Origin of the sequence: Hymenobacter cavernae (assembly GCF_014641455.1) — a bacterium.
Classification (GTDB): domain Bacteria; phylum Bacteroidota; class Bacteroidia; order Cytophagales; family Hymenobacteraceae; genus Hymenobacter; species Hymenobacter cavernae.
Genome location: NZ_BMHT01000007.1, coordinates 207,914 through 228,687, shown reverse-complemented (window position 1 = coordinate 228,687; position 20,774 = coordinate 207,914). Strand labels below are relative to the sequence as shown.

Here is a 20,774-nt window from a genome sequence, read left to right as displayed (position 1 = left end):
CCAGCCGGGGCGGCACTCGCCAGCCCTTCAACGTCGCCGGATGCAGGTAAGTCGGTCTATAACGCTCCTTGCTCAGGCAAGGCTTAGCCACCTGCCAGCATCTACCAAGACGTTGCACTAATGCTCAAAAGTCGGGCATTCCTACTCAGTTGAGCACCTCCCCAAACGAGGACAAACCAGCGGAACCGCGGCCGCTTGGAACGGCCTCTAATTGCCGGAAAAATCCAACTACTATCTTCTCCCTATGACACCGTAGGCCCCTTTTTTTCTGCTTCTTTTCCTGTAGCACTTCGCTCCTCTTGCTGGGCTAGCCTCAGCCGTTCTACGCTCCGTTTTTCCACTCTTCCTTTCCTTTTTTCTCTTCCACTTCTTCCTTTTCAAGCCATGAAAACCAAAGTTCTTTTCCTCGCCCTTCTGTTCATCAGCTTCGCCTCTGTGTCTTTTGCTCAGCGCCTCATGGCCAAAACCAAGTACCAGATAGCGCGCATTGAAGAAACGCTGAGTGGCTATCTGCTCACAAACGCTTCGGGCCCTGCTAGTCAGGCTTACTTGCCTACGGCTCAGGTGATGCGGGTGCAAAATGGCACCTTGGTTACACAAAGTGCGACCGACGAAGCGCTTGCCGCCGCAAAAACCACTGAGAATCAGCAGCCTGGCCGTATCGTCTATATCGACCTACAGGGTACGGCGGCCGTGGCCCGCGTGGAAAGACCATCTGCAAAAGGCCCGGTGACGGATTTCCTGAACCTGCTGCAAATTGACGGGGAATGGAAAGTCGTGAACCAGGTACGTTGCGCTTCGAGCGAGCAGCCTACCTTCACGCTCAAATAGGCAAGCGAAAAAGATCTTCACGATTCCAGGCCCGTCGGGTTACGCCAGCTGTAATCCGACGGGCCTGTGCTTGTTTTATCGTACTGGTATAAAATTCCAGCCAATTGCGCATTGCGGAACCCTAAAGGTTTCATTCTGGGCAACTTTTACCTTCCTGTCGAGTTCGATTAGGGTTGACCTTCTTACCAGAGGCAGCCGTAACGTTTATGGTAAGTACCACTCTGCCAGTCCTTGCTTACCGCCAATCCCTGCGCAGCTAGGCTTTCGGCTGAAAGTGGGCCTAATCCTTGGTTCGCTTTATGAAACAGGTGATTTCTTCTCCTAATCCCAGAGCCCTCCTGGCACCTGCCGAACTACCTGCGGGTTTAGTTATCGCTATTCCTCCGTAGCGCTTCCGCAAACTCTGCTTCGCGCAAAGCATACCGCGCCTGACGCACAGCAGCCTCAACTTCCTGGGCCGAGGCTTTTATCTTGCTTGCTTATTATTTCAGTCAGGTTTGGCCCCTTTTTCTTCTTTCGCGTTATCATGGCGTCGTACTCGTAGTTATAGTAGAACGCGCATACCAGAAGCGGCGGCTTAGAGCAGCCCGAAAAAACATCGGTTGTTCACTAAGCGGATAAGTAGCGCAATAGTAGAACCACGCCTTACCGTTCCGGACTAATTCATTCCTTGCTTTGTCTTTTTCGCCTAGCCGTACCTCCTCACTTTCCTAATTTCCCGGCAACGCAGCACAACCAATTCACTATCTCATCATTTCATCACCTTATTGTATGTCAATCGTTTGCTTGGGCGAAATCCTCTGGGATGTACTACCAACGGGCAAGCAGCCTGGCGGCGCACCTTTCAACGTGGCCGTGCACTTGTACCAGCTCGGCCAATCCGTCGACCTCATCAGCCGCGTCGGCGACGACGACCTAGGTCGGCAGCTGCTCGCCTTTCTTGAGGAGCGGAACCTGCGCACCGATTTTGTGCAGCACGGTCCCGCTCATCAGACCGGCGTGGTAAAAGCCAACGTCGACGACCGCCATGAGGTAGTTTACGAGATTGTGCAGCCCGTTGCCTGGGACTACATCCAGTACGATGAGGCTTTGGCTCAGTTAATTAGTGCGGCCGATATGCTCGTATTTGGCAGCCTAGCATCTCGCACGCCTGCTACGCGCGCGACCTTGTACCGACTGCTACCACAGGCTAGGTTCAAGGTATTCGATGTGAACCTACGCCCGCCGCACTACACGCGTGAGGTAGTGGGATATCTGCTGGAAAACAGCAACTTGGTGAAGATGAACCACCACGAGCTGGCCGAAATTATGGGCTGGTTTGGCAAGACGGCCGACGATGAGCTGGCGATAGAGTGGTTGGCGGCCCGATTCAGTCTGCAAGCCGTTTGCGTGACCCTAGGTGCCGAGGGCGCTCTACTCTACACCAACGGTCAACTACACCGGAGTGCCGGCTTCCCCATTGAGGTGAAGGACACCATCGGCAGTGGCGACGCTTTTCTGGCAGCCTTGCTAACCGGCTGGCAAGCGGGGCTCTCCCCTACGGAATGCCTGCATCGGGCCTGCGCCACGGGCGCTTTAGTGGCTACTCACCAGGGCGCGACGCCCATTATTTCCGAAGCCGATGTGGTGAAGCTGCTAAATATTCGCACAATTTAACCTAGGTCTGTCGCTTCCTGCCTCGTATCGCTCCGAGAGCTTAGCGGCCATACGTTACCCTCTCAGAGCGTGCAACATACAGCCGACCCGTAACGCGTAATAGCTGCATCCAACTGCCACTAAAATAGTTATACTATTATCTCGTTAAGTACTAAATTGCAGTCCAATTGCTTCAAAACAAAACACAATTCAGAAATATTCGTTTATATAGCTGAACTGTTTTTTAATTGCGTCTTTCTTATGAAAACCTTTTTATCCCTTCTGCTCTGCGGCGCTTTGCTGAGCGCTTGTTCCAAGGATAATGACCCCAAAGATGGAATCGACCCGACCTGGTACACAAGCCCCACGAACCGGCTGCAACTGGTAGTTCCGTCGAAATATGGTCCCCCGCAGGATTCAGTAGCGGTAATTTTTCGTAACCCAGACCAAGTCAAGGTGCGCTACCACTTTCTGCTGCGCCGGTACACGGGACCTAATTTTGTGCAAATCGCGGATGCCCACACGCGGCTGCTGAACCCCAACGAAACCCAGCAGATCAACTACTCCACTCTCCCTACCGGCGCTTACACCTACGGCCAGGATGCTATTCATGTGGTGCTAGAAAATGCTGATACCAAGGAGATGTACGGCGATTTTGTTCTCACCAGCGGCGAATAATCGCCTGCCTACGAGGCAGTAGACCTAGGTCGGCGTTATACAACATTACCACTGGACTATAATAAGAAGAGCAGCCTTGTTGTGCAGGGCTGCTCTTCTTTTTTAGGCGCGACGGGCCTGTTGCTGCGCCTTGTGCAGCCACGTTTGGGCTTCCGCGTAATCGCTGAACATACGCATCTGTAAGCGCCCTCCGATACCTAGGTGCATCGCTTCGGCCGAGAGAGCCGCTAATGATTCGGGGCTAACTACGTGGGCAAAGTGCGTGAGGCCCTGTTTGCTTGCCCGTGGGGCCCAATCCTCAACGATCCACTGCACGGCATGGTCCCAGGGGCCAATCACCTGCCGGTTGTCGTTGAGCAGATACGAGCACGCGTGTTCCCGCAGCGGATGCAGACAGACATCGGCGCCGGCGATGATGCCGATGTAGGTCTGGTAGCCGAGCCAGTTATTATACACCCACCGGTTGGCCGCGTCATACTCGATAGTCAGATAAACTTTGCCGAATCCGTTCGTTAATTCCGTGAGCATGATTTGCAACTATGTGGTAAAGATGGTCCGCCTGACTCGCGCAAAGTAGTCGTAAAAGGATCTAGGCAAGATCAAACCTAGGTTTTTTCAGCTACCGCCCGAAGTCACGTGCTGTGAAGCGGCGGCACCCACAATTCCCGGCGCAACGCTGCGCAGATATACCCGGAACGTAGTGCCCTGCCCTACCTGACTTTCCACCTCGATGCGGCCCCCTTGCGCCTGCACCAGGCGATTCACCAGGAATAACCCCACGCCAGTGCCCGCGCTGGCCTGTGGGTGGAAGCGCCGGAATAGTTGAAACAGCTCTTTGCCATGCAGTTGCATGTTCATGCCGAGGCCATTATCCTGCACTTCGAGCACGGGCTGCCCCGCCGCCAGGTACGTACGGAGCAGCACCCGCGCGGGCCGATCAGGGTGACGATACTTAAGGGCGTTGGCCAGGAGGTTGAGCAGAATCGTGCGTAGATTGCTCCGCACGTAGGTCAGTTCGGGCAAGGCGGTAAAATCCGTTTGCACCTCGGCCTGTGCGGCCAGCAGCTGCGGGTGCAGCGTTTGCAGCACGTGGTTAGCCAGCTCAGCTACCACAACCGACTCGGCAGCTTGCGTGCCGGACTGGCGCGCCACCTGCACCACCTCAGCCAGGTCGGTGATGGTGGTGGTGAGGGCGCGCAGTGAGTCATCGAGCAGCTTCCAGATGATTTCTGCTTCCGTATCGGTCACGGTGGCCGTACGGCGCAGCTCCTCAAACAAGCCGTGGAGGTTGTGCACCGGCTGCCGCAAGTCGTGGGAGGCCGCGTACACGAAGTTATCCAGGTCGGCGTTGGTGCGGGCCAGCTCGTGGTTGGTAGCAGCCAGCTCCTGGTTGGCCAAGGTCAGCAGCTTGTTCTGATGATTGATCTGCTGGCGGGCGTCCGTCAGCTCCTCCACCGAGGCCCGCAGCTGCCGGTTCACGCTTTTCAGTTCCTCGTGGTGGCGGGCGGTGCGCTGCCGCCACTCGTTTTTCTCGATGGCGTGCGTCACGGTTTTGCACAGCAGTTCCTGGTCAAACTGCTGCTTCACCAGATAATCCAGGGCACCGCTATTGAGGGCGCGGACTGCCAGCTGCTCGCTGCCGCCGCCCGTAATCATCACCACGCAGAGGCTTTCCGGCGGAGCTAGCTTTGTTAGTTCCTCCAGCAGCGTCAGACCGTCGGTATCCAGCAGGTTGTAGTCGAGCAGGACGCAGTCAGGACGCAGCTTCGGAAACAAAGCCAGCGCCTCGTCGCCGGAGGCTGCTTCGTGAGTTTCAAACCGAGTGCAGTCTCCATACTTACCTAGGTAGCGCTTGTACAGCACACGGTCCTGCTCGTTGTCATCAACGAGTAAAATCTTTTTCACTAGGCAGGCTAATTCGCGAGTGGCAGCTCAGATGCCTCCAGCCAATAATGGATGGTCAGCCGGATTTTTTCTTCCAGCGCGGCGTATTCTATTGGCTTGGTCAGGTAGCTGTTAGCACCTAGCTGATAGCAGTCTTCAATATCCCGCACATTGGAGGAAGTGCTGAAAATGATAACGGGAATGGAATGCAAGCGTGGGTCCTGCTTGAGCACGCTCAGCACCGCCCGGCCGTCGGTGCCCGGCAGGTTCAGATCCAGCAGCACGATGGCAGGCAGCGTTTGGGGCCAGCCGATAGCTTTGCCATAGCCTTGCAAGTATTCCAGGGCCTGGTCACCGTCTTCGCAGCGCAGCACAGGGTTACGGAGTGCGTGCTTGCGAAAAGCCCGCCCCAGCGCCGTAAAATCTTCGGCGCTGTCCTCCACTACCAAAACGGGTTTAAGGGGCGAAGTAGCCATTTACAAGTGTTTTGAAACAGAGAAATAGAAGGTGGCGCCTTGCCCCAAAGTAGATTCTACCCACAGGTTACCGCCATGCTTTTCAACCATCTTTCTAGCAATAGCTAGCCCGGCACCGGTTCCTCCCCCGTATTTATCCTGGGCGTGCAGTCGCTTGAATATCTTGAAAATATTCTCGTGGTGCTTTGGGTCGATGCCGATACCATTATCACGTACGTAAAACACGAAAAAATCGTCGTAGTTCACAATGCGTTTCGGTTCAGCTTTATTTTCTGAGGCCACTCCCACTTCCACCGTTTTCTCGGGCTTGTCGCTGTAGCGCATGGCGTTGGTGAGCAGGTTGTGAAACACTTCCTGCACCCGCACCCGGTCGCAGGTAATGGTAGGCAGCGGCTCCACAATCGTCACGGTTGTCCGGGTTTGCTCTAGCCGCGGCGAGATGAGGTCCAGCACGCCGGCTACCAGGTCGTCTACATCCACGGGCTCCAGCACCAGATCCTGCCGGCCCGCGCGGGAGAGCTGCAACAACGATTCGATCAGTCCTTCCATGCGCTGACTAAGCCGCACCAAGGTTTGCAGCTTGTTCACGCCTTCCGCGTCGAGCTGGTCGGCGTAGTCTTCGAGCAGGAACAGGGAATAGTTATGAATGCCGCGCAACGGCTCTTTCAGGTCGTGGGAGGCCACGTAGGCAAAGGAATCCAGCTCGTCGTTGCTGCGCTCCAGCTCGGCGTTCAGCCGACCTAGGGTAACTGCCCTGGCTTGCAGCTCATTGAACACCTTCAGCCGCACATCGGAGATATGCAGGCGAATTTCCCGGGCGGCTTCCACCTCAATGGCCTTCCAGGGCGCCGACGTGCTTTCCACGAGCTGCTTCCAGGCCTCAAACGACTGGCGGGGCGACAAGAAGACCTGCCCATCGGCCAGCCTTTCCACCTTCTGACTCTGGCCCGCCCACGTCACTGTTTGCAGCACCTCGGGCCGGAACCAGAGGATGTAGTTGCCGGGCGCATCGGCCAGCGAAATAGCAATAAAGCCGCTGGCCACAGGCCGGACCTCCACCCCCGCCGGATTGAGCTGCGCGTACGAATTGGTATAGAAAACGTCCGCTTGCACGTTCTCTTGCAACCACGCCAGCAAATCCTGAATCTGGCCTTTGGTAGGCGCCAAACCTAGGGTGATGATGTCGCCGTCGAAGCAGATGGCCGCGCCGCCGCAGTCGAACACGTCCATCAGCGTGGGCTTCTGCTGGTAGAGGCCGGCCACGAAGTCGTCGTTGCTGGATACGTGCTCCAGCAGCCGCACCTGCGTTTCGCGGATGCGCAGCTGGTACTCCTGCTCGTCGTGCTGCTCCTTGGTTTTGATCAGGGCCGAGAACGTCTTTCCAATAAACTGGCACAGGTCGCGCAGCTCGTAGCTCACCAGCCTGGGTGTGCGATGATGGCACGTAACCATGCCCCAGAGCTGCCCGTCGCGGATGAGCGAAATCGTCATGGTGGCCGCCGAGCCCATGTTGTGCAGGTACTCCAGGTGAATCGGCGACACGCTGCGCAGCACCGAGTACGTCATGTCGGGCGGGCGGTTGGCGCCCGGCTTGTTCACCGGCAGCAGCCGGGCCGGCGTGTACGACGCATCCGGGATAAAGCGCAGCCAGTTTTTGAGATACATGGCCCGGGCCTGCTTCGGAATATCGGTGGCCGGGTAGTGCAAACCTAGCCACGGATCGAGGTCTTCGTGCTTGGCTTCGGCAATGATTTCGCCGCTTTCATCTTCGGCGAAGCGGTAGATGGCCACCCGATCGAAGCCCGTAATGAGGCGCACCTGCTCCACGGTGTACTGGCAAAACTCCAGCACCTTCGTGGCCGCCAGCATCTTACCGAGGGCATCGTTCAGAAAGGGCAGATCCACGCCGTTGGCGGGCGACTCGGTTACAGGCTCGAATTCCAGCCACAATAGCTGATCGTAGCGGTGCAGGATGATTTTGTAGAACGGTTGCCCGTCTACGTAATCGAGGCGGGTGCCCAGCAGGCGGGCATTTTCGGTAAGCGTGTCGCGCAACTGCTCAATCTCGGCGACGCGCTCCGCGGTCAGCAACCGCTCCATACTATTACCGACCAGCTCTTCGGCCGGAATACCTAGCATGGTCAGCGTGTTTTCGCTGGCTTGCACGATGCGCAGGGTTTGCTCATCCAGGCACAGCAAAAACCCGTATGGCTGCACCGCCCCCGGAATGTGAATCGGCTCTCGGTCGCAGTTCGTTAGGTCAATTTCGGCGTTCAGCAGACGCTCGTCGGTATAATTCATAGTTGGACTCACGGTTGATTGAGCCAGGCTTCTAAGTGTTGAAACGTGCGGCTGGCCGATTGCACGATTTCGTCCTGGTTGGTCTCGGAGGCAGCTTCACTCAGCAAGTGGCAGAAGGACTTCCACATGGGGCCGGTCTGCGCGCCGTAGCCATTGAAGTAGTTCCGCAGTGAGATGTCGGCTTTGGCTAATTGCCGGGTGATAACCTGCCCGCCCAGGGTCGAGCCCTCTACCACGTACATGGCGCCCAGCAGTTGGGGCCAGGTGTGCAGCGGCGGCATAGCGGGGCAAAGCGGCAGGCTGGCGGCGTCAGTATCCAAGTCTCTCAGAATCAGGTGGGCGCGGTAGCGGTGCGCCACGTCCCAAGTGGCAGGAAACAGGTGCTGCCGGAGCTGCGCTTCATAAGGCTGGAGAAATCCGTACATCTTGGCCAGGAACCGCTCGGTGGCTTCCCACGTCAGGGTTCCCGCCGTCAACTCCTGATTGAAGCTGTTTTGTTCCAGCGCATCATGATAAGGCCGGGTTTCGGTGCGCAGGCGTTTAAGGATTTCAGGAGGGCTAGCAGGAGCAGTCATGCAAACGGGCAGCGGAGTCAAAAAAGAAAGTACAGCAACCGTGTTGACAGCGGCGAAAACACGAATTTACGGCACGCCGCTGACAAGCACCTAATGCGCCGGCCTGATTCAATCTTGCTACTGAACCACCCACAACACAACCCATTGACTACAAGAGAGTAGCCATCTTTGCTGGATCTTTCGTCCACTCTGATATTGGGGCAATCGTAACCTAGCTATACCCCATACTGCTCTTACTTGTCTTCAGCTATTTGGTGGAAGTGCGGAATCTGCCAGGCCGCAACGCTCCATAAATGCATTGGTGAAGACCTCCCGCGTCGGGGCGTCGAGCAGGAGGGTGCGCCGGGCCTGTAGCCAGCTCTCCACGGCCGCGTCGCCGTACATCTGCCGCAAACGAGCCGCGTTCAGGTAGAAGTTGATTTTGCCCCAGTGCAGCGCAAACGGAATACCTAGGTCATTGAGGCGCTGCCAGATACGCTCAAAGAAGGCATTGGTTAGCTTGGCTTCAATGCCATCCAGTTCCAGCACGCACGTCACCGGAAAACGGGTAAAACCTAGGGTCGCGGCCGTGCCTTTTACGTAGCGCAACCCCAGCACGCCGGGGAAAGGCGTTCTGGCATTCGCGGCCACAATTTCCTCCAGTGCCCGCGGACTATCTTCGGCCGCAATGCCGATGGCCATGCTGGCCGCTTTGCCCCGAATGTTGGTGTTGCTGAACGTTTCGCTCAGCGTACCCGCTACGCCGTTGGTATCATCTAAGGCCATGGGATACAGCTTGTTTACCATAGCCGGCACCAGCAGCGGCGCCGCCGGACCTAGCTTGTCGAGCACCGTCTGGATCAGGCCCAGGGTGTCGTCGCCGTAGGTGAAACCCGGCTTGGGCGGGGGCAGGTGCGGGTAGTCGGGGCGGTATGGGGTGTGGTAGAGAATACGCACGTAAGCGCCCCGCGCCGGGTCGGCCGTGGTGGTGTCAAATTGGTGCGGATTCACGATGAGCTGAAAGTGCCAGGGCTGGCGCGTGGGCGTGGAAGCGGGCAGCTGCAACGCCGTTTTCAGCCCCGCGAAATCAAGTTGGGTCATGGCCTGCTTTAGGTTGCCGTTGTAGGCCACGCGCCTGGCGCTGTAGTCTTCCAGCAGAAACTTATCGGACACTTCCAGCAGCAAGCCGTGAATAAAGCCAAAGCTGCCGAAGCTGACAACGGCGGCATTAAACAAGGCATCATCGCGGTGTACTTCGGTCACGCCCAGCCACTCCGTCAGCTGGTCGGAAGCTACGGGGTACGACGCTCGTTCGAGCCAGACATGACGGTCGGGGCCGCACACCAGATGCAGGCCCACGATGGTATCGTGTACGGCACCGACCACAAACCCGGCGCCGTGCGTGCCCGTGGAGCTAGCTCCGGCAATCGTTTGCCCGTTGCTGGCTCCCGAGGCCCGCAGCGACTTGCCTCGTTTTTCCAGGTCGCGCTCCAGGCTGATGATGTTGTTGCCGCATTCCGTAAACCACAGGTTATCAGCGCGGCCGCCTCTTTGCCGGTACGCCGGCGCCACCATCGATTCGGCTAGCCCGAAGGATTGGTGCAGGGCCGCCGTATCAATAATGCCGCCTTCCGTAACGGCCACTTTCGCAAACGACCAGTTGCTGCCCATTGCCCGCAGCCGCACCTTCCGGGTGATGCCGTAGTTGATCAGCCATTGAAAATTGGCGGTGGTTTGGCGGTAGCTTTCCTGCCCGAGCGGCACCCCCATTGGGATGCGCAGCTTGAAGCACGCGGCAGCCGTGACCGGCTGCTCGAAGTTCTGGTGCTTATTGGCGACCGACGTCATCGGCGCGGCCAAAATTCCGTCGGGGAGGGCCATAAACCTAGGGTAAAGGGAGACTAGCGCGGCGCGCCAATGACGCCGGGCTCCGGGTGAAAGGGCGCGCAACACCACGATAAGCGCTGCTTTACGACGATGCCCAGCGTGACGGTAGCCAGCAAATAGTAGCCAAAAGTCGCTTTTACCGTGACGCCGTTGAGGTGGTTGAAGCGCGGATCACAGGGCGGCTTGAAGTCGGTGGGCTGCTTGAAGCCCCAGAAGTAGGCCGTCCGCACCTCTGTGGTGCGGGAGGTACCGGGCGGCGTGTCGCAATCATCCTGAATCGTCGTTACCCGGTTGGTGATGCAGCCCGAAACCAGGCTGATGACTAACAGCAACCCGCTACTGCGCAGAGCCCATCCGGAATGCAAACGAGTATAGCTTTTCATATAAACCTAGCTTATTCGTTAACAGCTATTTACGCCTATCCGTAGCCTGACTCCGGTAACTTAGGCTGGAAGGTTCATTAGCATAATTATCATATGTAATATAATTATAATAATCCTGAATCAGTCTACAGGGTAGACTTTATTATTCCTATCTGAGTAAAACTCCATCCAAATAGAACGTCATGCTTCGACAAGCTCAGCATGACGTTCTAACGGGAGCACGCCAGATTTCTCCCGCTGGTCGAAATGACAACCTAGGTTTTTCGGCTGGCGGCTCTCCTTGCATCAATTGCTTCACGACAAAGGCTCGGGTGGCGGCGCGGAAGATGCGGGCCGGGAACGATCGGCGGGCAATGGGATGAACTCGGTGTTGTCGGTGGGTGGCAGCGCAATGCGGCCAGCTTGCCAGTCGGCTTTTGCCTGCTCAATTCGCTCCTTACGCGACGAGACAAAATTCCACCAGATAAACCGCTCGCCCAGCGGCTCCCCTCCCAGCAGCATCAGCGTGCTAGCTTCGCGGGCCACCAGCACCGGATCGATACCGCGCGTGAAAACAAGCAGCTGTCCGGCCGTGTACACCCGTCCGCTGACTTCGACGCTGCCTTTGGCCACATAGGCACCGCGCTCGGGGTAGCCTCGCGGCAGCCCGAACCGGGCGCCCGGCTGTAACACCACATGCAGGTAAAACAGCGGCGAATGGGTTTTTACGTCGTTCCGCAAGCCGAAAGCATCACCGGCGATGAGCCGCATCCACACGCCGGAATCCGTGAAAACAGGCAGCTGGTGGGGTTGGTAGTTCGTAAAGTCAGGGGCGCTTTCTTCGTCGGCTTCGGGCAGAGCCACCCAGCTCTGCACCATTTCAAGGGCGCCGCCGGCCAGGGCCGCTGGGTCTTCAAAGCGCTCGGAGTGGGCAATGCCGCTGCCGGCGGTCATCCAGTTCACCTCGCCCGGCCGAATAATTTGCTCTACGCCAAGACTATCCCGGTGCGTGACTTGCCCGCCAAACAAGTAGCTGACGGTGGAAAGGCCGATGTGCGGATGCGGCAGCACGTCGAGGGCGGGCATCTGCTCGGGCGCAATGTTGACAGGTCCGGCGTGGTCGAGGAAGATGAACGGACCTAGCATGCGCTTCAACCGATACGGCAGAATGCGCCGCACGCCAAAGCCATTACCTAGGTCGGCGGGGCGGGCATCAATGATTAAATCCAGCATAGCAGTAAGGATAGTGCAGAGGGAAGTTACGGAACGAACGGGCGGTTTGCACGGCCCGCCCAATTTCTAATGAGTAATTTTGACGCTGCTCCGAACCTGCGTTTGCGCAGAGCTGGCCGGGAATAATTTCTCCTGCCAACTACTGTTCACCGGAGCTACACACGCCCCGAATACCTTGGTATGGCCGGGTTGTTGTTCCAGGCGCCACTTACAAAAAGCGCCGTTTTCCTTTGGCTTAGCAGCTCCTTACACGCTCACCCGCTGATGCACTCCACGAACACGTTCCCCTTTGTCACCTCCGCTCAACCTGAATCTGCCCGCAACCTAGGTCCTGTTTTTATTCCCAGCGCCGCTTCTCATTACAATCTAACTGCTAGAAGCTTAGGAACACTACTCCTGCTACTCTGGCTGTGCAGCCCGCTGCGTGTCCTGGCGCAGGATTCGGCGAAAGTCACGACCGTTAGCGCCACACTGGCCGCGCCGGCCGTGGAGCAGGACGCGGCCCAGCGCGTGGAGCAGGCGTACCTGGAGCTAGGTCGCATCAGCGGGGCCGTGCGGCGCGGGGTTGATACCGAAGACCTGGCCGAGGAGCTGCCCAACGTGGAAGCCAACCTGAAAACCATCCGGCAAAACCTGACTCAGTACAGCAGCGTCATCAACCTCAAGCAGGTACACCTGTTTCAGGTGCTGCTCACCGATATGCAGGGGCAGCTCGGCACCTGGCGCACGGCGCTGGCTACGCAAGGCAAGCAGCTCACGCGCATGCAGGCCCAGCTCGATTCATTGGGTCGGCACGCCATTACCCGGCAGCCCGACACCACCACAGCCCTAGGTCGCACGACGGCCCGCCTGCAACGCAAACAGCACCGCGCCACCTTACTCCTGACACGTAACCAGCGGACCGTGACCCAGTTACAAACCCGCGTATCGGATTGCTACATTCAGGCGCTGGAGCTACAGGACGAGGTGCGCGAGCAGATGCGGCGCTTCAATCGGCGCACGTTCGAGCCCGCCAACGAACCTTTATGGCGCGCTACCGCCGTCGATGCCGACCGCCAGGCGGCGGCCGGGCAGCTTGTGCGGGAGTCGTACACCAGCCAGCGCCGCCTGCTGCGCTACTACTTCGGCCAGAACTGGTATTTCGGCGTTTGGATGCTCCTGATCGGGGCTGGCTTTTTCGCGTGGGTTTTCCGCAACTTCCGCCAGGTAAACGACGCTACGGCCTTCGAGAAGCAGCCGTTTCGCTACCTGCGGCCGGTGCCCGTTGCCGGCACGCTGGTGGTGGTGTTCAGCCTTGCCCCGTTCTTCGACCTGACTCCGCCGGCCGCTTACACCGACCTGCTGGAGCTATTATTACTTATTTCGCTGAGCGTGCTGCTGGGCCGCAGCTGGCCGCGGCGTCAGTTTATGTATTGGCTGGGTATCGTGGGCTTATTCTTGGGGCTGACGTTCACCTACGCCACCAACGAGCCTGGTCCCGGCCTGCGCTGGGCCATGCTGCTGCTCAACGTGTTAGCCATCGGGCTGGGTATCGGGTTCCGGCGCGAGCTACAGCGCGGACCTAGGTTAGCCGCCTTTGTGCCGCCGGTTGTTGTGCTGTTCATCCTCCTGAACGCCCTGGCCGCGCTCTGCAACCTGACGGGGCGGCTGAGCCTGGCTAAAGTATTCAGCAGCAGCGGCATCCTAGGCCTGACGCACATCATTTCGCTGTCGGCGTTCGTGCGGCTGCTTACCGAAGCGTTTCACCTCCAAATGCAGCGCAGCCGCCTGGCGGGTGGTGCGGCGGCGCGCTTCAACTTCCAGAAAATTGAGCAGGGCCTGCGCATGGTACTGTCGGTGGTGGTGTGCGCGCTGTGGCTGATGACGTTCACCTCCAACCTGAACATCTTCCGGCCCCTCTACTTCTTCCTCGACCAGCTGCTGACCACCCCGCACCACCTCGGCAGCATCACGTTCAGCATCGCCAACATCGTATTGTTCTTCGCTATCATCTACATCTCGGTGCTGTTGCAGCGCTACGTAGGCTACTTTTTTGGCGATACCGATGACGAGTTCAACACCGACCCCGACCGCCGTGGCTCGTGGCTGGTAGCCATCCGGCTGGTGCTACTGGCCGTGGGCTTCCTGTTTGCCACGATGGCCTCGGGGTTGCCCCTGGATAAGATTACGATTGTGGTCGGTGCGTTGGGTGTGGGCGTCGGCCTGGGGCTGCAAAACATCATCAACAACCTCGTATCGGGCATTATCCTGATTTTCGAGCGCCCTTTCCAGGTGGGCGATTTCATCGAGGTAACCGGTAAAACCGGCCGCGTGAAAGACATCGGCATCCGGGCCAGCAAGCTGATTTCCCTGTCCGGCTCCGAAATCATCGTGCCCAACGGCGACTTACTCTCGGGTCACGTCATCAACTGGACGCTGAGCAACAACCACATCCGCGTCGAGCTAGGCCTAAAGCTAGGTCCAGATACCGACCTGGACCGCGCCAAGGAGCTGATCAGCAAAGAAATCCTCGACAACCCCAACACCCTGCACAAAGTAGCCCCCGAAATCCTGCTCAACAGCATCAACGGGCAGGTGTACGAGCTGAAAGTGCTGTTCTGGATCAACAACATCCGGCAGGAGCAGGTGCTGAAAAGCGAGCTGTTGGCCAGCATTCACCGCCGCTTCATGCAGGAAGGCATCAGCCTGACCTAGGTACCGGGCTGGTGTCTGCTGGCAGATTCAACCTAGGCATTTTACAATCAGTTAGGAAAAATACCCGGAAACTGATACTGATAAACAGCTACCAATGCCCGCCCCTCGTAGCGCGTTTCCATCTGCGGATCGGCGTGGATAATGAGAATATGGTGGGCCATTTCGCTGTGCACGGGCTTCAGATAAGGTAGTACAATTGCGTCGACGCGGGTGATGCGCTCGATGGTGCCACCCAAAGGGGAGTTATGCGTGAATCTCATCCTGCTTGCTTGTATGATAGTTCTACTAATCTAAGCAGGATATTACTTTTTATTATGTCAATACTTGCAACAAATTTGATTCTTTGTTGATGATATGAAAAAATAAACGCGGTTTCGCTGAGAACTGCACTTTCCACTTATCAGCTTAGCCCTGCCGCCTGACGGCGCCGCTCTCCCAGGGTAAAGCACCTAAGTTCCTCTTTAAGCTAAATAGTTGAGGAGTTGATATTTGGCTTTTGTTCAGCTTGTTACGCAAACCACAGTCCTGTACTTTGCGGCCGATGATAGGACTCCAATGGCGATTCTTCCGGCTGGCTCCCCAGCGTCGGGCCCTGTGGGTGCTGCTGCTGCTTCTGCTATGCCTGTTTCTAGAGCTGTGGCTACACAATGGGTAAGTACTTGGAAGAGCGAAGCTTAAATCCAGAACCGGTAAGGCTAACAGCGCACGGCCTGTTGCACCATAGAAAGATGCTTGTGCATTAGCCGGAAAACAACATCAGAATACCAAAAAGCCGCAACCTAATCAGCGGCAACTACGTAGGCGTCCGCCCACTGCCGCTTGTAGCTTTGTGATGCTTACTTGTTTGCTATGCACACACAACTACTTGATTAAGATGGAGTACATGTTGATGAGTTTATCGGAATGGTGCGACCCGCTGCGCTATCCGGAGGAAAAATCATACCCGCAAGTAATCTTGCTGATGCAGGAGAAGCTGCCGCCCAAAGCCGATAAGAAGATGGTACAGGCCGTTTCAGGCCTTACCCTAGGCTCACTCGCCAACCACTAGCGCCGGCGCCTTCAGGGCTCAAATCCTGAACAACACAGTAACCGCGTTTACCTCTACCTAGGTTAACTGATTGCCGGGTGGCGCTGCCAGTCGGGAATTACTGGTTAATTCAGTAACTATGCAGGCGGCACATTGCCGTTCTGCTAGTTATGGTGAAGTTGTCTGGAAAAGCGTTTTCATTTTGCTCGCTTTGGCTTGTCTTTCTGCTGTTTATCCTCAGCGGACCAGCGGCGCGTGCTACCCATATTGTGGGCGGCGAGCTGGAGCTGCAACACAAGTCGGGCAGCAACTACACGCTGCTCCTGAATCTGTACTTCGACGTCGTGAACGGCAACCCCGACGCGGAAGACCCTTCGCTGCTGGCCGGCATTTTTGACAAAGCCAGCAACGGCCGCATCGGTAACTATGTGACGCTCCAGCGCGTGAGCCGGACGCCCGTGCAGTACACCAATCCGGCCTGCACCGTGGCCAGCCTGGTCACACGCAAGATTGTGTACAGCGCCGACATTGTCCTGCCGGCCGCCATGTTCTCCAGCACAATCGGCTACTACGTGGCCGTGGAGCGCTGCTGCCGCAACAATATCATTGGCAACATTGTGAACCCCGCCGGGGCCGGTCAGACGTTTTACCTGGAGTTTCCGCCGGTGGTGCGCAACGGCCGGCCTTTCGTGGATTCTACGCCGCGCATTTTCCCGCCCCTCGGGGATTATGCCTGCCGGGGCGAGCTGTTTTACTACGACTTCGGCGGGCAGGATGCCGACGGCGACTCGCTGGTGTACGACATGGTGACGCCCTTGAACGGCCATTCGACCAGCGCAAACCCCGGCCCGCAGCCACTGGCCGCGACCTATAGCACCATCACCTGGACACCCGGACTTTCGGCCCGGAATCAGATTCCGGGCAACCCGACCCTAGGTATCGATGCGCGCACGGGCCGCCTTACCGTGCGCCCGAGCCAGCTCGGGCTGTTTGTGTTTGGCGTGCGCTGCTCGGAGTATCGTAACGGCACAAAGATCGGCGAAACGCGCCGCGACTTTCAGCTTTACGTGCTCAACTGCCCCCAGAATACGACGCCTGGCTTGCAGCTCTTCACCGCCGCCAGTCCGCGGGCCTACAATCCGGGCCGCGACACGCTGAAGATCAAACCGGGCACCAACCACTGCGTGCGCCTGCGCTACACCGACCTGGACCCGAACTCGCGGCTGACGGTTTCGGCGGTGCCGGTCAACTTCACCGGCTCCGCGGCCGCCGGACCTAGCTTTACCACCGCTACCAGCGGCACCGTGCGGGCTCCCGGCGCACCCGATACCCTCACGGCCATGCTCTGCTTTCCCGAGTGCTTCGACACGAAAAAGAAGGTGTACCTGCTCGATCTGGTGGTGGCCGACAACGGGTGCAGCCTGCCCCGGCGCGATACGGTCCGGCTGGCGTTCATGGCCGAGCCGCTCCCGAACGAGCCCGCCATCCTGACCACTAGCTTCCCAGCTGTCAGCAGCACGAACGGCGCGCCTGCTCCTATTCGGGTGCCGCTGGGCAGCACGTACACCGGCACGCTCACGGGCACCGATGCCGACCGAAATGCACTGGTACTCAGCGCCCAGGGCCAGGGTTTTGACCTAGGTGCGATGGGCATGACCTTTACCGCCCGGAACGGCAACGCCCGCGCCGATGGCCTCTTTCAGTGGCAAGCCACCTGCGACGCCATGCAGGAGTCGAAAATGCTCACGGTGGTTTTTCAGCTCCAGGAAACGACCACCTGCGAGAAGCTGCCCTATAGCCGTACGGTGCAGTTTGAGGTGGTGCCCGTCACCGACTCGCTGAGCTTCCTGCCTCCCAACGTCATCACGCCCAACGGTGATGGCCTCAACGACGTGTTCACCCTCCCCGACCTACCTGCCGACTTCTGCGACGTGCGTTATGCCGGCATCAGGATCTTCTCGCGCTGGGGCAACGAGGTGTATCATTCCCCGGAGCGCACGTTCCGCTGGTCGGGCAGCGGCACTTCCGGCGTGTATTACTACCTGATTACCTACACCGACGGCCGCAAGTACAAAGGCACGCTCACAGTATTACCCTGATCAAGTGCTTCTTAGCGCGGAAAGTACACCAAGAAGGTCGAGCCCTGGTTTAGCTGACTCTGCACCTCAATGCGGCCCCTGACATTCTCGACCATTTTCTTGACCATATACAGCCCGATGCCCGAGCCTTCTACGTGCGTATGCAAGCGCTGGAACATCGCGAACAGCTTTTCCTGCCCCTGCGTCAGGTCCATACCTAGGCCGTTGTCGTGCACGGCCAGCACGTGGTACGCTTCCTGCGCCTGATACATGATGCGCACCTGCGGCACCCGCTCGGGGTGGCGGTACTTCAGGGCATTGCTAAGCAGATTGTATAAAACGCTCCGCAGGTTTTTCTCCGCAAAAGCCAGGACGACGGCCTTGGGCACTTCAATGGCTACGCGGGCACCCGTCTCGACGATGAGCGGTGTCAGGTCCAGCACCACTTCGCCTACTACCCTAGCTAGGTTCACGTCCACTACGGGGTGGTTGTGTTCCTTTTGCAAACGCGAGATGTCAGTGAGGTGGCCGATGGTGCGCCCAAACCGCTCAATGGCATCCTGCATGAACGTCAGCAGGGTCTGCACCTCCCCGACCAGGCTTGTGGCAGGCAGCTCGTGCTGCAAGGCCAGCAGCAGCCCCTCAATGTTGACAATCGGCTGTTTCAGATCATGCGAGGCGGTATAGATGAAGTTATCCAAGTCCGCGTTCGTGCGCTGCAGCTGTTCGACGGCCGTGCTCAACTCGACGTTCCGGGCCTGGGCTTCGTCGCGGGCCTTACGCAACTTCCTGGTCAGGCGCCGGCGGGCCAGCTCGGCTAGCTTTTGCTCGTGCACATCGATGACCGTGCCCACAATGCCCGCGTAAGTCCCATCGGTCATAAAGCGGGGCAAGCCTGAATCGAGGGTCCAGCGGTACACACCATCGTGCCGACGCAGCCGGTAAAGACAGTGAAAGGGTTCGCGCCGGGTATTAGCATCCAGGAACGTGGCGCCGGCTCCTGGAGCATCCTCCGGGTGCACGGCTCCGGTCCACCCTAGGCCTAAGGCTTCGGCCTCGGTCTGGCCGGTGTAGTCATACCAGGGTTGGTTCAGATAGGTACACTGTCCATCGGGGTTCGTCACCCAGAGCATGGCCGGGGCATGGTCGGCCATCAAGCGGAAGGATTCTTCCCGTTCCTCAACCATACGGCGGGCTTGCACCAGAGCAGTCACATCCGTGGCTATGTCCAGGACACCTAACAAGGCCCCGGCGTCATCGTAGAGAGGTTGGTAAATGAAGTTGTAGTAGTGGATTTTCTCCTGTCTATCCTGACGCACAGGTACTTCCGTGCCCACAAATGGCACTCTCGTTCGGGCCACCTCATCTATCAGCTCCGTAAAGCCCTGACCTTGCAGGGCGGGCACCCCCTCCAGCAGCGACCGGCCCAGCACCTGCTCCGGCGCGCAGCCCCACATGGCGCAGAGGAGGTTATTAGCCATAACCACGCAGTGCTGTTCTCCCTGATAAAGGCCCATAGCGACAGGCGCCTGCGCAAATACCGCCTGTAGCTGCCGCTGCTGCGCTTCGCGTTCGGCGAGCATCTGGGCTTGTAGGGCCTCGGCCTGTTGGCGGGCGCGCACCTGTTCAGTTACATCAAAGGCAAAGCTAGAGATGCCCACTACCTGCCCATTCTCCCAGATAGCCTGGTAGGTAAAGTTGAAGTAGAGCGTCTGGGGCGGCCTGTCCGGCCGAACGGAGACAAAAGGCAGCTCTGCCCCGAAGAACGTTTCGCCGGTTTGGTACACACGATCGAGCAAAGCTAGGTAGCCTTGCTCTTCGGCGTCGGGCAGGGCCTGGGCAAAGTCGAGCCCAAGCAGAAGCCGGCCGGCAAACACCTGCTGATAGACCGGGTTGATGTACTCGAACCGGTGACGCAGGCCGCGCAGCAGCGACACGGCGGCTGGGATAGACTCAAATACCTGGTAGAAGGCTTCGCGCTCGGCCACCCGCTGCCGGACAACGGCGCGCGCATCGGCCTGCAAGGCCAGCGCGGCTTGCGTACGCTCCTCGACCCGGGTTTCCAGCTCCTGATTGAGCTGCTGTATTTGCCGGTGGGCGCGCACCTGCTCGGTCACATCGTTGGCGTAAATCAGAATGCCTGTGCACTGGCCCTGCGCATCATAATCAGGAAGATAGGTAATGTTTAAATAGCTCCGATAGCGCTGCTGCGCCTGGGTAATGTCCACCGGCTGCTCCTGCTGCTCGTACGACTGACCCGTAGCCAACACGGCCGCCAATACTTCCTCAAAGCCCTGCCCCGCGAAGTCCGGCAGGGCTTCGAAGTACGGATGACCCAGGACCTGCTCCAGCGGCCGCCCCCAGATCTGGCCCATGCGGGCATTGGCCCACTCTACAACCAAGTTCGGGCCGCGCAGCAGGCCCATAGCTACGGGTGCCTGGGCAAAAATACGCTGCAGCGCTGCCCGCTGCTGCTCGGCTTCGGCTAGCACCTGCGGCTTGTGCATCCGGCTGCCGCCCAGATTCTGCTTAATAGCGCCGCGGGGCTGATTAGCGGTGTCGTTAATGCTCACAATCAGGTGCTCGCCGCTACGCCGGGCGCAGAACTCAAAGTAGTTATCAAGCCCGTCGGTCTGGTAGTGAGCCTGGTAGGTGAGCGTCTCGCCGCTCTCAAATACGCGCCGGTAGTAGGTAAAAATACCCGACGCCACCGCGTGGGGGAAGTGCGTAAGCAAGGTACCACCCGGCTGCTCGGCGAAGCTCATCATACGCTGGGCGGCCGGGTTGAGGTATTCAACCGCGAAGTCCACGATGTCGGCGCCGGCCTGGACGTAGACGGGGCGCACCAGGTGAATGCCCGTAAGCGATACATCCAGTAAGGTAAGCCAGTCGGCAGGAGCAAATAAATCGGTGAGCGGGACTACGGCAGCAGACATACAGAAAGCTAGGTAGGAAAGTCGTACGGGAAGGTACAAGAATCACAGCAACCTGCTCAATTTCGCCAACTTATCTGGAGGATGGCAGAAAGCCACAACCAGTAGCATCGAAGCACCTGGCCGGATAAGGGAAACATCTTCCGCGTATATTTTCCCGTTTATTAGCGCTACCTAGGATCATGCTTTCCTCCCTTTCTT

Annotated in this window: 16 protein-coding genes; 6 read left to right on the top strand and 10 right to left on the bottom strand. The window is 58.2% G+C overall.

The window, feature by feature from the left end; translation table 11 throughout:
* Positions 1 to 384: 384 nt before the first annotated feature.
* The 3 genes from IEX74_RS19035 (at position 385) to IEX74_RS19025 (ending at position 3,144) form a co-directional block, all read left to right on the top strand.
* Positions 385 to 831 (top strand): nuclear transport factor 2 family protein, encoded by a 447-nt coding sequence (locus tag IEX74_RS19035; protein WP_188815620.1) that lies wholly within the window; start codon positions 385 to 387, stop codon positions 829 to 831.
* 771 nt (positions 832 to 1,602) lie between these two features.
* Complete coding sequence (locus tag IEX74_RS19030; protein ID WP_188815619.1) at positions 1,603 to 2,487, top strand: carbohydrate kinase family protein; 885 nt, start codon at positions 1,603 to 1,605, stop codon at positions 2,485 to 2,487.
* Between the two features lie 240 nt (positions 2,488 to 2,727).
* Positions 2,728 to 3,144, top strand: a complete 417-nt coding sequence (locus IEX74_RS19025) for a hypothetical protein (protein ID WP_188815618.1) — start codon at positions 2,728 to 2,730, stop codon at positions 3,142 to 3,144.
* A gap of 102 nt (positions 3,145 to 3,246) precedes the next feature.
* On the opposite strand, the gene IEX74_RS19020 is transcribed toward IEX74_RS19025, so the two are convergent.
* From IEX74_RS19020 to IEX74_RS18985, 8 genes are all read right to left on the bottom strand, one after another.
* Positions 3,247 to 3,672 (bottom strand): STAS/SEC14 domain-containing protein, encoded by a 426-nt coding sequence (locus tag IEX74_RS19020; protein ID WP_188815617.1) that lies wholly within the window; start codon positions 3,670 to 3,672, stop codon positions 3,247 to 3,249.
* 87 nt (positions 3,673 to 3,759) lie between these two features.
* The gene (locus IEX74_RS19015; RefSeq protein ID WP_188815616.1) at positions 3,760 to 5,049 is read right to left on the bottom strand and encodes an ATP-binding response regulator; all 1,290 of its coding nucleotides are present in this window, start codon (positions 5,047 to 5,049) and stop codon (positions 3,760 to 3,762) included.
* Positions 5,050 to 5,057: 8 nt separating this feature from the next.
* Positions 5,058 to 5,504: a response regulator gene (locus tag IEX74_RS19010; RefSeq protein ID WP_188815615.1), complete on the bottom strand. Its 447-nt coding sequence runs from the start codon at positions 5,502 to 5,504 to the stop codon at positions 5,058 to 5,060.
* Entirely contained in the window at positions 5,505 to 7,805 is a 2,301-nt protein-coding gene (locus IEX74_RS19005) for an ATP-binding protein (protein ID WP_188815614.1), read from the bottom strand.
* Between the two features lie 8 nt (positions 7,806 to 7,813).
* Positions 7,814 to 8,380, bottom strand: a complete 567-nt coding sequence (locus IEX74_RS19000) for a biliverdin-producing heme oxygenase (RefSeq protein WP_188815613.1) — start codon at positions 8,378 to 8,380, stop codon at positions 7,814 to 7,816.
* 243 nt (positions 8,381 to 8,623) lie between these two features.
* Positions 8,624 to 10,240 (bottom strand): FAD-binding protein, encoded by a 1,617-nt coding sequence (locus tag IEX74_RS18995; protein ID WP_188815612.1) that lies wholly within the window; start codon positions 10,238 to 10,240, stop codon positions 8,624 to 8,626.
* A 20-nt stretch (positions 10,241 to 10,260) separates the two neighbouring features.
* Positions 10,261 to 10,629, bottom strand: a complete 369-nt coding sequence (locus IEX74_RS18990) for a hypothetical protein (RefSeq protein WP_188815611.1) — start codon at positions 10,627 to 10,629, stop codon at positions 10,261 to 10,263.
* Between the two features lie 294 nt (positions 10,630 to 10,923).
* On the bottom strand, positions 10,924 to 11,841 hold the full coding sequence (locus IEX74_RS18985) for a pirin family protein (RefSeq protein ID WP_188815610.1): 918 nt from the start codon (positions 11,839 to 11,841) through the stop codon (positions 10,924 to 10,926).
* Between the two features lie 264 nt (positions 11,842 to 12,105).
* Here IEX74_RS18985 and IEX74_RS18980 point away from each other — a divergent pair, with 264 nt between their 5' ends.
* Positions 12,106 to 14,535, top strand: coding sequence for a mechanosensitive ion channel family protein (locus tag IEX74_RS18980; protein ID WP_188815609.1), 2,430 nt, complete (start codon positions 12,106 to 12,108; stop codon positions 14,533 to 14,535).
* Positions 14,536 to 14,582: 47 nt separating this feature from the next.
* On the opposite strand, the gene IEX74_RS18975 is transcribed toward IEX74_RS18980, so the two are convergent.
* The gene (locus tag IEX74_RS18975) at positions 14,583 to 14,795 is read right to left on the bottom strand and encodes a hypothetical protein (RefSeq protein WP_188815608.1); all 213 of its coding nucleotides are present in this window, start codon (positions 14,793 to 14,795) and stop codon (positions 14,583 to 14,585) included.
* 614 nt (positions 14,796 to 15,409) lie between these two features.
* Here IEX74_RS18975 and IEX74_RS18970 point away from each other — a divergent pair.
* Positions 15,410 to 15,583, top strand: a complete 174-nt coding sequence (locus tag IEX74_RS18970) for a hypothetical protein (protein ID WP_188815607.1) — start codon at positions 15,410 to 15,412, stop codon at positions 15,581 to 15,583.
* A 149-nt stretch (positions 15,584 to 15,732) separates the two neighbouring features.
* Positions 15,733 to 17,661, top strand: coding sequence for a T9SS type B sorting domain-containing protein (locus IEX74_RS18965; RefSeq protein ID WP_188815606.1), 1,929 nt, complete (start codon positions 15,733 to 15,735; stop codon positions 17,659 to 17,661).
* An 11-nt stretch (positions 17,662 to 17,672) separates the two neighbouring features.
* Here IEX74_RS18965 and IEX74_RS18960 read toward each other — a convergent pair whose 3' ends face one another.
* Positions 17,673 to 20,576, bottom strand: coding sequence for a PAS domain-containing sensor histidine kinase (locus IEX74_RS18960; RefSeq protein ID WP_188815605.1), 2,904 nt, complete (start codon positions 20,574 to 20,576; stop codon positions 17,673 to 17,675).
* Positions 20,577 to 20,774: the final 198 nt, after the last annotated feature.

What these genes read in the sequence shown, in the direction of transcription:
- IEX74_RS19035 (WP_188815620.1), top strand. Translation starts at nt 385, where the DNA reads ATGAAAACCAAAGTTCTTTTCCTCGCCCTTCTGTTCATCAGCTTCGCC.
- IEX74_RS19030 (WP_188815619.1), top strand. Translation starts at nt 1,603, where the DNA reads ATGTCAATCGTTTGCTTGGGCGAAATCCTCTGGGATGTACTACCAACG.
- IEX74_RS19025 (WP_188815618.1), top strand. Translation starts at nt 2,728, where the DNA reads ATGAAAACCTTTTTATCCCTTCTGCTCTGCGGCGCTTTGCTGAGCGCT.
- IEX74_RS19020 (WP_188815617.1), bottom strand. Translation starts at nt 3,672, where the DNA reads ATGCTCACGGAATTAACGAACGGATTCGGCAAAGTTTATCTGACTATC.
- IEX74_RS19010 (WP_188815615.1), bottom strand. Translation starts at nt 5,504, where the DNA reads ATGGCTACTTCGCCCCTTAAACCCGTTTTGGTAGTGGAGGACAGCGCC.
- IEX74_RS19005 (WP_188815614.1), bottom strand. Translation starts at nt 7,805, where the DNA reads ATGAATTATACCGACGAGCGTCTGCTGAACGCCGAAATTGACCTAACG.
- IEX74_RS19000 (WP_188815613.1), bottom strand. Translation starts at nt 8,380, where the DNA reads ATGACTGCTCCTGCTAGCCCTCCTGAAATCCTTAAACGCCTGCGCACC.
- IEX74_RS18995 (WP_188815612.1), bottom strand. Translation starts at nt 10,240, where the DNA reads ATGGCCCTCCCCGACGGAATTTTGGCCGCGCCGATGACGTCGGTCGCC.
- IEX74_RS18990 (WP_188815611.1), bottom strand. Translation starts at nt 10,629, where the DNA reads ATGAAAAGCTATACTCGTTTGCATTCCGGATGGGCTCTGCGCAGTAGC.
- IEX74_RS18985 (WP_188815610.1), bottom strand. Translation starts at nt 11,841, where the DNA reads ATGCTGGATTTAATCATTGATGCCCGCCCCGCCGACCTAGGTAATGGC.
- IEX74_RS18980 (WP_188815609.1), top strand. Translation starts at nt 12,106, where the DNA reads ATGCACTCCACGAACACGTTCCCCTTTGTCACCTCCGCTCAACCTGAA.
- IEX74_RS18975 (WP_188815608.1), bottom strand. Translation starts at nt 14,795, where the DNA reads ATGAGATTCACGCATAACTCCCCTTTGGGTGGCACCATCGAGCGCATC.
- IEX74_RS18970 (WP_188815607.1), top strand. Translation starts at nt 15,410, where the DNA reads ATGGAGTACATGTTGATGAGTTTATCGGAATGGTGCGACCCGCTGCGC.
- IEX74_RS18965 (WP_188815606.1), top strand. Translation starts at nt 15,733, where the DNA reads ATGGTGAAGTTGTCTGGAAAAGCGTTTTCATTTTGCTCGCTTTGGCTT.
- IEX74_RS18960 (WP_188815605.1), bottom strand. Translation starts at nt 20,576, where the DNA reads ATGTCTGCTGCCGTAGTCCCGCTCACCGATTTATTTGCTCCTGCCGAC.